The sequence below is a fragment of the Baaleninema simplex PCC 7105 genome, from assembly GCF_000332355.1.
Classification (GTDB): domain Bacteria; phylum Cyanobacteriota; class Cyanobacteriia; order Cyanobacteriales; family Geitlerinemataceae; genus Baaleninema; species Baaleninema simplex.
Genome location: NZ_KB235958.1, coordinates 1,504,082 through 1,519,344 on the forward strand (window position 1 = coordinate 1,504,082; position 15,263 = coordinate 1,519,344).

12 protein-coding genes, 1 tRNA gene and 1 pseudogene are annotated in these 15,263 nt (G+C 54.4%); 8 read left to right on the forward strand and 6 right to left on the reverse strand.

From position 1 onward, the window contains the following. Positions 1–62 precede the first annotated feature (62 nt). Positions 63–692, reverse strand: coding sequence for a ribonuclease D (locus GEI7105_RS0108625; protein WP_017660076.1), 630 nt, complete (start codon positions 690–692; stop codon positions 63–65). A gap of 131 nt (positions 693–823) precedes the next feature. Beyond that, positions 824–1,897: a tocopherol cyclase family protein gene (locus GEI7105_RS0108630; RefSeq protein ID WP_026097521.1), complete on the reverse strand. Its 1,074-nt coding sequence runs from the start codon at positions 1,895–1,897 to the stop codon at positions 824–826. Positions 1,898–1,942: 45 nt separating this feature from the next. On the opposite strand from GEI7105_RS0108630, the gene GEI7105_RS0108635 reads away from it, so the two are divergent. From GEI7105_RS0108635 to GEI7105_RS0108660, 6 genes are all read left to right on the forward strand, one after another. Continuing rightward, positions 1,943–3,160: an IscS subfamily cysteine desulfurase gene (locus GEI7105_RS0108635; protein WP_017660078.1), complete on the forward strand. Its 1,218-nt coding sequence runs from the start codon at positions 1,943–1,945 to the stop codon at positions 3,158–3,160. A 236-nt stretch (positions 3,161–3,396) separates the two neighbouring features. Further along, positions 3,397–5,850 carry a sensor domain-containing protein gene (locus GEI7105_RS29715; RefSeq protein ID WP_017660079.1) on the forward strand — a complete coding sequence of 818 codons (2,454 nt, stop codon included), beginning with the start codon at positions 3,397–3,399 and terminating at the stop codon, positions 5,848–5,850. A gap of 432 nt (positions 5,851–6,282) precedes the next feature. Further along, a complete protein-coding gene (gene murA, locus GEI7105_RS0108645) occupies positions 6,283–7,602 on the forward strand; it encodes a UDP-N-acetylglucosamine 1-carboxyvinyltransferase (protein ID WP_017660080.1) in 1,320 nt (439 codons plus the stop codon). Between the two features lie 9 nt (positions 7,603–7,611). Then, positions 7,612–8,904, forward strand: a complete 1,293-nt coding sequence (locus tag GEI7105_RS0108650; protein WP_017660081.1) for an RNA-guided endonuclease TnpB family protein — start codon at positions 7,612–7,614, stop codon at positions 8,902–8,904. Positions 8,905–9,019: 115 nt separating this feature from the next. Then, positions 9,020–9,895: a M48 family metallopeptidase gene (locus GEI7105_RS34600; protein ID WP_026097523.1), complete on the forward strand. Its 876-nt coding sequence runs from the start codon at positions 9,020–9,022 to the stop codon at positions 9,893–9,895. Then, positions 9,874–9,955: transfer RNA gene (locus GEI7105_RS0108660), tRNA-Leu, on the forward strand. Before GEI7105_RS34600 ends, GEI7105_RS0108660 begins: the two co-directional genes overlap by 22 nt. A 429-nt stretch (positions 9,956–10,384) precedes the next feature. On the opposite strand, the gene GEI7105_RS0108665 is transcribed toward GEI7105_RS0108660, so the two are convergent. Genes GEI7105_RS0108665 through GEI7105_RS0108680 form a run of 4 tightly spaced genes read right to left on the reverse strand, consistent with a single transcriptional unit; the run spans position 10,385 to position 12,761 of the window. Beyond that, on the reverse strand, positions 10,385–11,176 hold the full coding sequence (locus tag GEI7105_RS0108665; RefSeq protein ID WP_017660082.1) for a creatininase family protein: 792 nt from the start codon (positions 11,174–11,176) through the stop codon (positions 10,385–10,387). Positions 11,177–11,178: 2 nt separating this feature from the next. Continuing rightward, on the reverse strand, positions 11,179–11,565 hold the full coding sequence (locus GEI7105_RS0108670; RefSeq protein WP_144053724.1) for a hypothetical protein: 387 nt from the start codon (positions 11,563–11,565) through the stop codon (positions 11,179–11,181). Between the two features lie 33 nt (positions 11,566–11,598). Continuing rightward, positions 11,599–12,462, reverse strand: coding sequence for a cyanophycinase (locus tag GEI7105_RS0108675; RefSeq protein WP_026097525.1), 864 nt, complete (start codon positions 12,460–12,462; stop codon positions 11,599–11,601). After that, positions 12,459–12,761, reverse strand: coding sequence for a hypothetical protein (locus tag GEI7105_RS0108680; protein ID WP_026097526.1), 303 nt, complete (start codon positions 12,759–12,761; stop codon positions 12,459–12,461). The genes GEI7105_RS0108675 and GEI7105_RS0108680 overlap by 4 nt, the downstream gene beginning before the upstream one ends. 151 nt (positions 12,762–12,912) lie before the next feature. Here GEI7105_RS0108680 and trmD point away from each other — a divergent pair, with 151 nt between their 5' ends. Together trmD and GEI7105_RS29735 are read left to right on the forward strand one after the other, a co-directional pair. Continuing rightward, on the forward strand, positions 12,913–13,632 hold the full coding sequence (gene trmD, locus GEI7105_RS29730) for a tRNA (guanosine(37)-N1)-methyltransferase TrmD (protein WP_017660087.1): 720 nt from the start codon (positions 12,913–12,915) through the stop codon (positions 13,630–13,632). 241 nt (positions 13,633–13,873) lie between these two features. After that, a pseudogene (locus tag GEI7105_RS29735) lies at positions 13,874–15,167 on the forward strand (RNA-guided endonuclease InsQ/TnpB family protein). Positions 15,168–15,263 lie beyond the last annotated feature (96 nt).

Here is a 15,263-nt window from a genome sequence, read left to right on the forward strand (position 1 = left end):
CTTTTTTCTGTGAATCGCGAAGACAGTTGACAGTTGACAGTCGATCGTTTCCCCGTTCCCCATCAATGCTCGAAAATATTTTGATATTGCATCAAATCCAACGCGGTAAAGACGGGAATGCAATCAAAACAGCGTTGGGCGAGTTCCCAGCGATCTTCCCGTTTCAACATCGTTGCGAGTTTCGCTTTGAGTCCGATGAGATAACGCACGTCGTTCGCCGCGTAACTCAACTGTTCTTCTGAGAGGTTGGCGGCGTTTCCCCAGTCAGAACTTTGGGCTTTTTTATCGAGTTCGACGCCTTCAAGTTCCCCCACCAGGGCTTTTAAGCCGTGAGACGAGGTATAGGTACGAGCGAGTTTGCTGGCGATTTTCGTGCAGAACAGCGGTTTCGTGACGATTCCCAAATGATAGTCGAGCGTTGCAACATCGAACCGCGCGTAATGAAAGATTTTGAGGCTCGAGTCGGTTTCCAACAGGCGTTTGAGGTTCGGGGCGTCCGTTTGTCCCCGTTGGATGCGAACGGCGCTGACAAACCCACTCGGATCGCAGAGTTGTACGAGACACAAGCGATCGCGCTGGGGAAGCAATCCCATCGTTTCAGTATCGATCGCCAACTCAGACGCATCGAGGTAGCGATCGAGGGTGCGGTCGTCGAGATCGCGATCGAACACTTTAAAATTTTGCTGTTCCATTCTTCCTGAAAACGTCAATCCCTCTCCTATCATCCCATGTTGGAGCCGGAGAAAGGGAGAGGGGGAGAAGGGGAGAGGGGGAGAGGGGGAGAGGGGGAGAGGGGGAGCAAGGGAGAAACTGTCAACTGTCTTCACTGGTGACTGGTGACTGGTGACTGGCGACTGTATAAAGTTCCGCCGACTTCTAAGCCGCATTGAGAACTGGTGGCTTCGACGATGGTGCGAACGTTCCCGTTACGGTGTTGAGTGAGTCGCAACTTCACCTTGCCGTACATGGTATCGCGACAGGCAAAGACTAGACCGCGATGGGTGGGCGCTCGTAACGGCGTTCCGGGTTCGTCGGTGGTTCCGAGGAGTTCTACGGTCAAATCGCCGCTTTTCGCTTGCATTTTCCAAGATCCCCAGGGGGAAACGTCCCACGTTACCGTTCCGTTCCAAGGAACGAATTCGTAAAACTGACCGCGATAGTGAATTCCCACCATGGCCACTGATTCCATCCAGGTCAGCACCTGTCGCCGTCCGCCGCCAGCGGTGAGGGCGAGGTCGCTTTCGCCGTCGAAGCTGTTACAGTTGAGCCAAAACCAACTTTGGGGAAACGATCGCCCCCAGTTTTTTTCGCCGTATGCAGGGGCGCGATCGAACTCGTAGCGGGTTCCGTTCCAGTCGATCCAGCCGGTGGCTAAACCGTGCGCCATTAGGATCTGCCATCCGGGTTCGAAGATTTGCAGCGACGACAGCAGCCCGGCGGTAGACTGGCGATCGCCCCAACCATACACTGGTTCGATGCGGTATTGCCACTGACAGCGCGATCGCGTGCCGGGGTCGTAAAGTTTTCCTTGATGCCACGTCGCCGTTCCCTGATAGCCCTCTTCGACATGGCGATCGAAAATTTGAGGTTCGAGAAACATCGGCGTTCCGCTTAAGTCGGTTTTGCCCCAATGTCCCAATCCGAGGGCGTTTTTCCACGCCCAAAATGTCGTCACCTCGGGAAACGTGCGACAGAGATAGTCGTCGTCGGGGCCGAGAATTTGCGCCCCACCGCCACTGTTGGGGCGTCCGCCGATAGGATCTTCGATCGAATACATGAATGCGAAGGTTTGGTTCGCCTCGGGTAGCGTGACTCGGTAATACCACCCTTCAAAAAAACGCGGACTAATTCCATCCCAGTGATAGCCACTGTGCGGAGTCGGCTGAGAACTTACCATAGATTTAAGAGTGGAAACTCGCACTTTGCCAAAACTGTATCGTCCATGTCCGAACACCGACAACGTCCGATTTATCTCGACGCTCACGCAACAACGCCTGTTGACGAACGGGTGTTGGCAGCGATGATTCCTTATTTTACGGAATTTTTCGGCAACCCTTCCAGTATCAACCATCAGTACGGTTGGGAAGCTGAAGCCGCCGTGAAACAGGCGCGGGAGGCGATCGCCGAAGCGATCGGTGCGTCGCCTGAAGAGATCGTGTTTACCAGCGGCGCAACGGAAGCCAACAACTTGGCAATTAAAGGAGTTGCAGAAGCTTATTTTACGAAAGGTCGCCATATCGTCACGGTGGCGACGGAACACAACGCCGTCCTCGATCCCTGTCAGTATTTGGAATCGTTAGGATTCGAGGTGACAGTGCTTCCGGTGCAGTCAGACGGTTTGCTCGATCTGGCTGCGTTCGAGGAGGCGCTGCGAGAAGATACGATTTTAGCGTCGGTGATGGCGGCGAACAACGAAATTGGCGTGTTGCAACCGATCGCAGAGATTGGAAAAATCTGTCGCGATCGCGGGATTTTGTTTCACACCGACGCCGCCCAAGCGATCGGTAAAATTCCCTTAGATGTCCAAGCGCAATCTATCGATTTGATGTCGCTGACGGCGCATAAAGTTTACGGTCCGAAGGGAATTGGAGCGTTGTACGTGCGGCGTCGCAATCCTCGTGTCAAACTCGCCCCGCAACTCCACGGGGGCGGCCACGAACGAGGGATGCGATCGGGGACGCTGTATCCGCCGCAAATCGTCGGGTTCGCCAAGGCGGTGGAGTTGGGACTGTCGCAAATGGACGAGGAAATCCAGCGGTTGACGGAACTGCGACGGCGATTGTGGGAGAAACTCTCGCAACTCGACGGGATCGTTCTCAACGGACATTTGGAAAAGCGACTTCCCGGTAATTTGAACGTCAGCGTCGAAGGGGTAGACGGTCAGGCGCTGCTGTTGGGATTACAACCTGTTATGGCAGTGTCGTCGGGATCGGCTTGTACGTCGGCGAAAATCGAACCGTCTCACGTGTTGGCGGCGTTGGGGCGATCGGAAGCGTTGGCGTATGCGTCGGTACGGTTCGGAATCGGTCGGTTTACGACGGTCGAGGAGATCGATCGCGCGGCCGAACAGGCGATCTTGACGATCGCATCCCTCCGTCGCGCCACGCGATCGCCGTCTTCTGAGGATACCCGACCCGCTTCGCGCACAACTCGCTCTTAAAAGCGGTATTAAAAGTGGTGATAGTTTCCAAAACTTCACCCCGGCACAGGTTCCGCTAGACTGTTAGCAACGTCTGCAATCTGTTGTCACGGAAGTTCGACCGTTTTGTGAGTCGAGTCTCGAGGGAGTCCAGATCCCAGCCGCCCCGATCGCCGGATTGTTGACGGGGACAGCACACGCGGAACGGTCGTTCTCGATCGCCGCGAACGTCGTCTCGCTTAGGCGAACGTAACTATATGGCAGGGGAAAAACAAGGGCGAGAAAAAGGAATCTGCGCGATCGCCAGCGTCATCGGAATCGCGGCTTTAGCACTCGGACTGACACTGGTTTGGGATTGGCGCGGCAGCGATCGCTCGTCAGCCGGGATACTATCGATCTATCCCTACAACGGAACGGAGTTTTCCCAGCAGCCCATCACCCTATCGTCCCATGTCGTCCTGCGTACGATCGGCATTATAGCGCTGGGGGTAGGAACGGCGTTCGGTGCGGCCGCCATCAGGCGTTGGTATCGCTACTGTCGCAAGATGAATCCGTACAGTCAGGTACTGCGATCGGCTCTCGAACTCGAGCGATCGTTCAATCAAACTCTCATCGAAGCCAATCCCTCGTTTGTCGTCGCCATCGCTCGAGACGGGACGGTGTTACGGATGAGCGAATCGATGTTAAAGGCGTTGGGATACCGACGGGAAGAAGTTATCGGCTGCGACTATCTTTCGACGTTCGTTCCCGTTCAATATCGCCAAATGGTGGCTGGGGTGTTTGACAAACTCATCGAGCGGCGATCGCTAACACACACGCAAAACCCCGTTTTAACCCAAGACGGTCGCCAAATTTGGGTCGAATGGCACAGTCGCGCGGTTTGCAACCCCAAAACTGGTCGCTGTGAATTCTTTTTCGGGATGGGAATCGATATCACCGAACGCAATCAGACGATCGAGGCGTTGGCGCAGGCGGAAGCGAAGTATCGCAGCATTTTTGAAAACGCGATCGAGGGCATTTTTCAAATCGCACCGCAGGGACATTATCTCAGTGCGAATCCCGCCTTAGCGTACTTGTTAGGCTATCCGTCTCCCCAGGCGTTAATTGAAGAGTTGCGGCATATCGATCGCCAACTGTACGTCGATACGAACCGTCGCGCGAAGTTACTGCGCTTGTTACAAAACCAAAACGTGGTATCGGGGTTCGAGGCGGAGGTGTATCGTCGTGACGGATCGATTATTTGGATTTCTGAAGACGTTAGGGCGGTCAGGGACAAAAACGGTAATTTGTTGTATTACGAAGGGTCGGTCGTCGATATTAGCGAGCGCAAACGCACGGAACAGCGACTTCGTTACAGTGCGTCTCACGATGCTCTGACGGGATTGTGGAATCGGGGATGGTTCTTCGCACAAGTCGAACGCAGCTTGCGCCGGACGCGTCGTCACACGAACTATAACTTCGCGCTGTTGTTTTTGGATTTGGACAATTTTAAATCGGTCAACGACAGTTTGGGTCACGCCGTCGGCGATCGCTTGTTGTTGGCGATCGCGCAACGTTTAGAAAACCACCTGCGTCCTGGGGATACGTTCGCGCGGTTGGGGGGTGACGAGTTCACGGTGTTGATGGAAAACGTCAGCGAAACGGGTGAAGCGATCGCGATGGCCGAACAGTTACAGGCTGCGTTAGACGCCCCGTTTTATATCGACGAGCATCAGTTATTTTCTCAAGCCAGTATCGGGATCGTCGCCCAAGGAAACGATGAGGTCTACCAGCAACCCCAAGATTTGTTACAAGATGCCGATATTGCACTGTATCGCGCGAAACGACAGGAGAACAAACCCCATATCGTGGTGTTCGATCGCACCATGCGAAGCGAAACAGTGCGACGCCTGCAACTCGAAACCGATTTGCGCTCTTGTATCGATCGCGGAGAACTGCGCGTAGTGTATCAGCCCATCGTCGCCCTCGATACGCTGCGCGTCGTCGGATTCGAGGCTCTGGTGCGCTGGAACCACCCCCAACACGGCGCGATTTCTCCCTCGGAATTTATTCCCATTGCCGAAGAAACGGGTACGATTCAGGCGTTGGGACTGTGGGTGTTACAGGTGGCTTGTCGTCAGTTGCGACGCTGGCAACTGAAATTTCCCCAACCCAACCCGCTGCACGTCAGCGTCAACGTTTCGGGCAAACAATTGACGCCGGAGTTTCTCCCCCATCTCGATCGCGTTCTCGAAGAGACGCAGCTCGATCGATCGACTCTGAAATTGGAAATTACCGAAACTGCGTTGATGAACGATGTCGATGGGGCGATCGATCTCCTGCGATCGGTCAAACAACGAGACATCGTTATCTGTCTCGACGATTTCGGCACGGGATACTGTTCTTTGAATTACCTTCACCGTTTTCCGATCGACATTTTAAAGCTCGATCGCTCCTTCGTTCGGAGTCTATCATCGAGTGAAAATACTTCCAAAAATGGAAAATCTAAAATTGTCAACACCATTGTAAACCTCGCTCACGGGCTAGAAATTGACATAATCGCAGAAGGGATCGAAGACACTGAGCAATTACAAAAATTACAAAACCTCGACTGTCAGTACGGACAAGGCTATTGGTTCGCCGCACCGCTGAGTGCCGAAGTCGCCGAAGAACTGCTATCGCAATGGGGCGATCGTTCGAGTCCCTTCAAGCGAGCCGAGCCGTCGAAATAACGAGATCGACCGTTGCAATTTGTTGACAAACCCGGATCTCCATGCCAATCTAATCGTGAAATTTCCGGGTGTCATCGCATACTACATCCAGTGAACGTAAGTTTTTGTCAAAAAAACGCGGATTCTCTCGCCGAGCCAGAGAATTCGGTATCTGTTACGGAAATTGGAGTCTGGGGCTTTCGGCAGAATACGAATGTCATGGACGGTCAAATTTCCGAAAATTCTCGGCAATTCCCGAAAAAATTCAACGGTGCTTGACAAAATTCCTCAAACTCCGTAGGAAATCGCAACGTTTCCGGTAGAATCGGAACCAAACTCTACAGATTTTTACACGAGATCGTCGTTCTGGAGGACAGACCCATTAATCTTTCTCTCGATCCGAAGGGACCCCATTCTTCCGTCGCAGACCCCACTTCGGGGGCGTCCGAAGCGATGGAATCCGTCCTGTACGTTCGGGGTCGCAGCCCCCTGAGCGGACACGTTACAATAAGTGGGGCGAAAAACGCTGCCCTGGTTCTGATGGCTGGGGCTTTGCTCTGTCCGGAACCCTGCCGACTTCGCAACGTCCCCAATTTACTCGACGTGAAGCGGATGGGCCAGATCGTTCGCGCCCTCGGTGTGAAACTCGACGCCCACGAGGACGTTTTAGACATCGACGCCACTCACATCGGACAGTCTCAAGCCCCTTACGAACTCGTCAGCCAACTGCGAGCGAGTTTCTTTGTCATCGGCCCGGTTTTGGCTCGTTTGGGCATCGCTCGCGTGCCGCTCCCTGGAGGATGTGCCATCGGCGCTCGCCCCGTCGATCTCCATGTGCGCGGCTTGCAAGCGCTCGGTGCAGACGTACAAATTCATCATGGCGTGGTTCGGGCTTGCGTGCGCGGCGGACGAAAACGGCTTCGCGGTGCGAAGATATACCTCGACTATCCCAGTGTCGGCGCTACGGAAACGCTGATGATGGCCGCGACCCTAGCTGAAGGAGAAACCACCCTCGACAACGCCGCTCAAGAGCCGGAAGTGGTGGATTTAGCGAACTTCTGCCGCGCTATGGGGGCGAAAATTCAAGGCGCTGGGACGAAAACAATTCGCATTGTCGGTGTCCCTCGCTTGCATACGGCGGACTATCGCATCGTTCCCGATCGCATCGAGGCGGGGACTTTTCTCGTGGCTGGGGCGATTACCCAATCGGAAATTTCGATGTCTCCGGTGATTCCCGACCACCTCACGGCCGCGATCGCCAAACTGCGGGCGATGGGAACTCAGGTCGCGATGGACTCCCCGAACACCTTGCGCGTCGTTCCCGGCCCCATCGAAGCCGCCGATATCGAAACTCAGCCCTATCCGGGGTTTCCCACGGATATGCAGGCTCAGTTTATGGCACTCTCGACCCTCAGTAACGGCAACAGCGTCATTACGGAAACGGTGTTTGAAAACCGCTTGCGCCACGTCGCTGAGTTACAGCGGATGGGGGCAGACATTCGCGTTAAAGGCAATATTGCCGTGGTGCGCGGCGTTCCTATGCTCTCGGGAGCGCCCGTGGTGGCGACTGACCTGCGAGCGTCGGCAGCCCTCGTACTGGCGGGTCTGGCGGCTGATGGAAAGACTGTCGTGCAAGGACTTCACCATCTCGATCGCGGCTACGAAAATCTCACGAAAAAACTCTGCGGCCTCGGTGCGAACATCGAACGGGTGACGGTTCCGAGTTGCGAAACGGCGACCGAACCCCTCGAAACGGGGCAACCGTCGGTGTGACCCAAAATAATGGGATACAAGCCCCGCCCCTTCGACTTAGCTCAGGGCAAGCCTTCTAGGGCGGCTTTTCTGAATAAACACACCATTATTTATTCAGGATGCTATAATGTAGGTATGCTAAACATCACTTACGAGTACAAACTTGAGCCAACGCTTGAGCAAGAAGCGGTTATAGAAGACTGGCTAGAAATTTGCCGAAAAGTCTATAACTATGCACTCGCGGAGCGAAAGGATTGGGCGCGTTCTCGTAAGTCTCCGATCGATGCTTGCCGTCTCGACCGGGAATACATCATCCCTGTAGATGCCAAGCGCCCCACCTTTTCTGGTCAGTGCAAGTCGCTGGCGGCGGCAAAGAAGGAAATTCCAGAGCTTAAGCGTCCTCATACTCATGTATTGCAGCAAGTCCTCAGAATACTTGAGGCGGCATTCGTGGCGATGTGGGAGCGAGGCCATGGGTTCCCTCGGTTCAAAAAGCGGATGCGGTCGTTTGTGTTCCCTCAGCTCAATAAGGGAGTGGTTCAGGGGAGTCGCGTTAACCTACCTAAAATCGGCTGGGTTAAGATGCGGCTTTCTAGGCCAGTGCCGGAAGGGTTTGAGGCCAAGCAAATTCGTGTGGTGAAACGGGCCTCTGGCTACTACGTCATGATTGTGTTTCAGTCTGATGTGGAGGTGCCCGCCGTTCAACCCCATGGGGAGCCGCTCGGAGTTGATGTTGGTCTTGAAAGCTACCTAGCGACTTCTGCTGGTGAGCTAGTCGAAAACCCTCGATTTTTCGCGAACGGACAACGCAAGCTGAAATCGCTGCAACGTCAGCTAAAGCGCAAAAAGAAAGGGTCGAATCGCTGGCTTAAGCTCCAGAAGAAGATTGCTCGACATCACGAATATCTAGCTAACGCCCGAAAAGACTTTCAGTTCAAGCTGGCTCATCATCTCTGCGATCGAGCAGGGATGATATTTGTCGAAAAGCTAAACCTAAAAGGACTAGCGAAAGGAATGTTGGCTAAGCACTGCCTTGATGCAGCGTGGGGCAACTACCTTTCGATTCAAGAATGGGTGTGCTCGAAGCGTGGTGTTTACTTTGGCGGCGTTGAGGCATCTGGTACTAGCCAGGAATGTCCGGCATGTGCAGCCGTCGTCAAGAAAGATTTATCAGTCCGAGTCCATCAATGTCCTGAGTGCGGCTACACCACCAATCGAGATGTAGCGGCAGCTCAGGTTGTGCGGAATAGAGGACTTGCCGCCGTGGGGCACACGGTCAAGAAGCTCAAGGAGGGCAATGCCGATGGGCACCCAACGAACTGAGAATCCCCGTGCCTTTAGGCCGGGGAGTGTCAACTTCTCGCCACTCGCTACAATGACAGGAGGAGACGGGCGATCGCTCTGTTTCTTCCTGTGTTTTGTGGAGTAGTCCAGTCTGATGTCTGTCAGCAAAACCCACCTCGTCGGCTTGAAGTCCCACCAGTTCCGACATCCCCTCGATCGCGCGGCGACGGACGCCCTCAAACAAATTCCGGGCATCGACCTCGTCGTTCGCAGTTTGCTCGGGGCGATCGGCGAACAATACTTTTATCTGGAAAATATTGCATCGGGCGTTCGCGTTAGCGATCGCCAACTGCCCCATCTCCACCAACTGCTGCTCGAAGCGGCGCGAGTTTTGGATGTAGAAGCGCCTCAGCTCTACGTGCGCCAGCATCCGGTTCCCAATGCTTACACCTTCGCCATGCGCGGGCGACAACCGTTTATCGTCGTGCATACCTCTTTGTTGGATATGCTGACCCCCGAGGAGATTCAAGCGGTTCTGGCTCACGAACTCGGACATCTCAAATGCGAACACGGGGTGTATCTGACGTTGGCGAACTTAATTACGTTGGTGGCCGGACAGCTTCCCAATTGGGGGGCGATCGTGGCGCAAAGTTTGCAGTCGCAAATGCTCGAATGGATGCGTTGCGCCGAGTTTAGCTGCGATCGCGCCGCTCTGCTAGCTACCCAAAATCCTCGCGTCGTCATGTCGGTGTTGATGAAACTGGCGGGCGGTTCTCCGGCGATCGCACCTCAACTCGACCTCGATGCCTTCCTCGAACAAGCTCGCGCCTACGACGAGATCGGTAACGACGCCCTTGGGGAAACGCTCAAGCAACTGCACACCGAACAGCTCTCGCATCCGGTTCCCGTCCTACGTGCGCGGGAAATCGATCGTTGGGCGGGAACTCAACGCTATCAAGACTTGCTAAATCAATCCGTCAGTGGTTATAATGGTAAAGCTAATTCCGAGGGCGGATGGCGAAATTGGTAGACGCACCACACTCAAAATGTGGCGGCTTCGGCCGTGAGAGTTCGAGTCTCTCTCCGCCCATTCTCATACAACCCACCAAAACCCTCGAGCGTTCGGGAATATCTGGGTAGCTTGAGAACGCGCGACACGAGAAGAGGTTCCCATGACCAGACTCAAACGTTGGGAGTCCCCACGCCGCCAGGGACGAAACCATAAAGGAAAAGGCGGTTCGGCGCGATCGCGACAGCTCAAAAAACAGCAACAGCGATTACGTAAAAAGCTAAAGTCTAACGCTTTAAACAATAATCAAACCGGGAAGTCGAACACAAACGATTTCCCGGTTTTTTGTTGGGTGGAGTTTCCGCCGGGGGCGAACGGTACTCCATCCTTTTCCGATAAGCTAGGTTTTAAGAAGTCTTCACCACATCTCCCCTTATACGGAATCCGCACACCATAACCCCTCTTATAGCGATCGCCCAACATCGATTCAAGTCCTGGCGTACAGAGAATTTACAGTTCGAACTCGTACACCTCGCGAATCAACCTCTTCCAGCCATCGGCGAGGGAGTCGAGGATGCGTTCTCCTTTCTCTTTCGTCGCAGCCGTGGCATCGCCAACCACACCACTTTGACTGATATCCTGCGTCAACCAAGAAAACGTCAGAGCGCCCTTGGCTGCTAACCGACTTCCCGGCGGACTCGGCGGCGGGTATTCCTTCACCAACTCAGACTGTCGCACCCACTCCGGCAGAACGGCAAGCATCAAACTCGTTTCGGCATCTCCCGCGTGCATGGCGAGTTGGCGTTCTTCCTCGCTGACGAGGGACTTGTAAACGTCCGACACGCGCCAGGTAAACACGGGAAATACCCAAAAATCTTCGTATTTGGCGTGAATATCCGTCGCGGCGATTTCCATGATTTGGGGTTGTCCCCCGTGGGAGTTCATTAAAATCAGTTTGCGAAATCCGGCACGATAGAGACTGTCGGCGATGTCGTGCAGCGTTGCTAACAGGGTTTCGGCAGACAGGCTTACCGTTCCTGGGAAATGCTGGTGTTCGTTCGACTTGCCGTAGTGAAGGGGTGGCAACGCGTAGGCGGGAACCTCAGCCTCGAGGCGATCGAGGGCTTTTCCCAAGACTGCCACGCCGATCGCACTATCGACGATTAGGGGCAGATGGGGACCGTGTTGTTCGATCGCCCCGACGGGTTGAACGAGAACCACATTCTGTTTGTTCGCAAGGCGATCGATCTCCGTCCAAGTCAAATACGGAAAAAACCGATGGGGTGGAATAAAACCATTCACCTTTAACGCTCTCTCCCCTGCTCCCTTGCTCCCCTGCTCCCTTGCTCGAGAACTTCCAAGCGTTCCTCGATCGCGTCGAGACGACGTTTTTGTTCCACCACCAGCGTCGCCAAACGCTCGAACATGGGATCGTCGGCTAATATCGAACCTGATGGCAACCGTTCCGAGGGAATTTCTAACGGTTCCGGGGCAGGGTTGGGGCGCGAGTTCCCCAGTCGCGACACTTGGCTGCTCAACTGGCGGACTTGCGATCGCAACTGCCATAAGTCCGACTCCAACCGAGACACCCGCGATTCGACAGACGACGCCAAGGCAGGGGCAACGGAGATCGCGATCGCGATCGCCAACACGATACCCCATCCCCACCGTTGCAGTCGTCGTCCGTTCACCCGTCTCTGCGTCGAAACTTCAGCCAACGCCTCCTAAGCACTCAAGCGTTGTTCGGGAAAATCCACCGTTCGCGTCTGCATATTGTAGCGATCGCCGTGCGTGAGAACGTGAACGCGGAGGTTGAACACGCTCAACGGATCGATCGCCCCGACGTTCGGTTCGTTCGTATATAACACTTCTCCGGGATCGATCACCGTCACTGTGCCTTTTCCCATCACCTCGATCGTATCTGCACCTTCAAACATGGCACAAGTATCTTCGTCGATACCGATTCCCAGGCGATCGGTATGACACGCGATGGCACTGATCAACCGGGCCATGCGATTTCGATTTTGGAAGTGTTGGTCTACAATGACTTGGGGCAAAATTCCCAAGCCCGTCGTCATATCCACCAGCGATCGATTGGGAGACTCGCCGCTTCCACCACCGGCGATCATGTGGTGTCCCATCACCGCCGCACCCGCACTCGTTCCAGCCAGTACGATTTCGCCCCGTTGCACTTGCAGTAAGATTTTCTCCATCAACGGCGTATCTGCCAACAGCGAACACAGCCGCAGTTGGTCGCCCCCCGTCATGAAAACCCCCGTACAGCCTTCGAGGTAGTTTTGCCACATGGGGTCTTCCCCTTGATAGCGTTCTCGAATATCGAGGATTTGGACGGCTTTCGCACCCATATCCTCAAAAATATCGCGATAACGGTTGCCGATCGCGGCAGGCTCTCGGGATGCCGAGGGTATGATTGCAATACGAGCGTCTCGTCCACCCGAACGGTTAAAAAACGTCTGTAGGATTTCGCGCCCGTGAACCTTATCTTCCGCGCCGCCGATTACCAAAATAGTCGTTTGAGGGGAATGAGACATCGTCGGTTCGAGAGATTGAGAATCTGTCTGCATCATAGGAGTTTGGGGCGTAAGTTGGACTGAAGGCAACGGCGATCGGTCTGGACGTAACGACGAACGTGCCACGCACCGATCGACGCGAACGCGCTTTGAAACCGATCGGTCGCCGAACGAGCGGGTTGGCGATCGATGGAGAACGAGTCCCAGGCTGAGCCTGTAGCTTCAGTATTCGTTCGCACCACAGACCTCGTGCTACAGGCCAACGTTTTCGCACCTCGCGCCGACAAGTTGCAGGAAGTTCTAACGCTGAGTGACAGCAGAAAACGAGCGACTCGCCGCCAAATTAACGGTCGCACCTAAGCTCGTCTATCATATCACCTCGCGTTCGTTCTCCTGCACGGTCAGATCCGCTAGACCTTCGAGAAATTCGACAATTGCCGTCCGTCCGGTCGCCGTCGAACTGATAAAGTGAAAGTACATCCTATCCTTTGTCCGAACCTCAATTCTGTGAGATTTGATATCGTTACGCTATTTCCTGAATTTTTTTCTGGCCCGCTACAGGTCGGACTTCTCGGAAAAGCGCTCGACCGACAGATCGCCGAAGTTCACCGAACGAACCCCAGGGATTTCACCACAGACAAACATCGGCGGGTAGACGACGAACCCTACGGTGGGGGAGTCGGAATGGTCATGAAACCCGAACCACTCTTCGCGGCGGTCGAATCGTTACCCGTGTTGCCTCGGCGGGAAGTGGTATTTCTTTCGCCCCAAGGCGAACCGATGACGCAAAGCCTGTTCAAACAGTGGGCGACCGAGACCGACCAACTGGTGCTGATTTGCGGACGCTACGAAGGCATTGACGAACGGGTCATGCACCTGGTGACGCGAGAAGTGTCCTTGGGGGATTTCGTGTTGACTGGCGGTGAAATTCCCGCGCTCGCTTTAATCGATGGAGTCGTGCGCCTGCTACCGGGAACGGTGGGTAAAACGGCATCTCTAGAAGCCGATAGCTTTGAAGGCGGACTCCTCGATTATCCCCACTACACCCGTCCTCCCGTGTTTCGCGATTACGCCGTTCCCGAAGTGTTACTCTCGGGCAACCACGCCAAAATTGCCCAATGGCGGCGAGAACAACAACTCAGACGGACGCGGGAGCGCCGACCGGACTTATTGAGCGATGCTAACCTGGAAGAAACAGACGGCTACGAGAGATCGAGGCATTCGTAAGGCTGAATTTCAACGATCGATCGCTCCGAGAACGGCTTGTAGAAGATTCCACCGCGCGATCGCCAAGGGTACTGTTCGGGAGTTCGCCATCGACTTGTAATCGTCGTTCGGACAACGCCGCCATCTTCAAATTGCTATCCAGATTCTTCGCAGTACTCCAGCCATAGCTGAAAGCTTGGCTGGAGTACTGCGAAGCACGACCGAGGGGAGTAACCTACAAAAGATTTGCTACAGTTTAGATATGCTAAACATGACATGGGAATTCAAGCTAGAGCCAACGGCGGAGCAGGTTTCAGACATCGAACACATTTTGGATGTGTGCCGCAATGTCTGGAATTTTGCTCTGCGGGAACGTAAAGACTGGCTAAATTCTCGCAAGTCACCCGTGAATGCGTGCTCGATTCGGCAGGAATTTATCTTGCCAGCAGATGCACCCTTCCCGAACTACCACGTTCAGGCTAAGCGTTTGACCGCTGCCAAGACTGAATTTTCTCAGCTCAAGACGGTCAACGCTCAGGTTCTTCAGCAAGTCCTTAGAAAACTTGAGACTTCTTGGGAGTCGTGGCGGTTAAAACGTTCGGGTCTTCCACGATTCAAAAAGCCGAATCGAATGCGGTCGTTGGTCTTCCCCCAGATGCTCAAAAACTGTGTGTCTGATGAGGGTATAAAGCTGCCGCAACTGGGATGGGTTCGGGTTCGGTGGTCGCGGAAAATTCCTGATTTATTTCAGGTTAAGCAAGCTCGAATTGTGCGTAAGGCATCCGGGTACTTTGTCATGCTTAGCCTTCAGGCTGACGTCGATATTCCTGCTGTAGCCCCTCACGGACATCCGGTAGGGATTGATGTGGGTCTGGAGTACTTTCTTTCAACTTCTGATGGGGAACAGGTCAAGCGACCTCGCTTCTTCAACAATTTGCACCGCAAGCTGAAATTGCTGCAACGCAGGCTTAAGAAAAAGCAGAAGGGGTCAGCTAACTGGCTGAAACTCCAGAAGAAAATTGCCAGAGTCCATCAACGGATTGCCGATACGCGAAAAGACTGGCATTTCAAGCTGGCTCATCACCTCTGCGACGGTGCAGGGATGATTTTTGTCGAAGATCTCGACTTCCGCATTATGGCCAAGGGAATGTTGGGCAAACACACTCTAGATGCTGGGCTGGGTCAATTTGTGAATCAGATCCTTCCCTGGGTGTGCTGGAAGCGCGATGTGTATTACGGCAAGGTGGATGCTCGTGGCACTTCTCAGGAATGTCCCGATTGTGGGGCAGGAGGTTCGTAAAGACCTCTCAGCTCGAATCCATCACTGCCACAACTGCGGGTCAACAAAGCCCCGTGATGTGGCCAGTGGACAAGTCATCTGTAGCCGTGGGCAACGGCAAATCGAAAATGCCTGTGGAGTCGAGGCGACGGGGGATCGGGTCACTGATTCTAGTTGGCTGGCTGTGAAGCAGGAAATCTTTGGGGCGACCCAAGGAATCTCCCTGCATACCCGGAACGGGTTGCTGGGAGAGGATGTCAACGCTGGCAAACCATAGTATCGGGAACGGCGCGAGGACGGCTTTTCGGGGGAAACCTTTCCGTATTGTCGGGAATCGCCGGATCGCCTTACGCCGTCGATCTCGAAGGCGCGA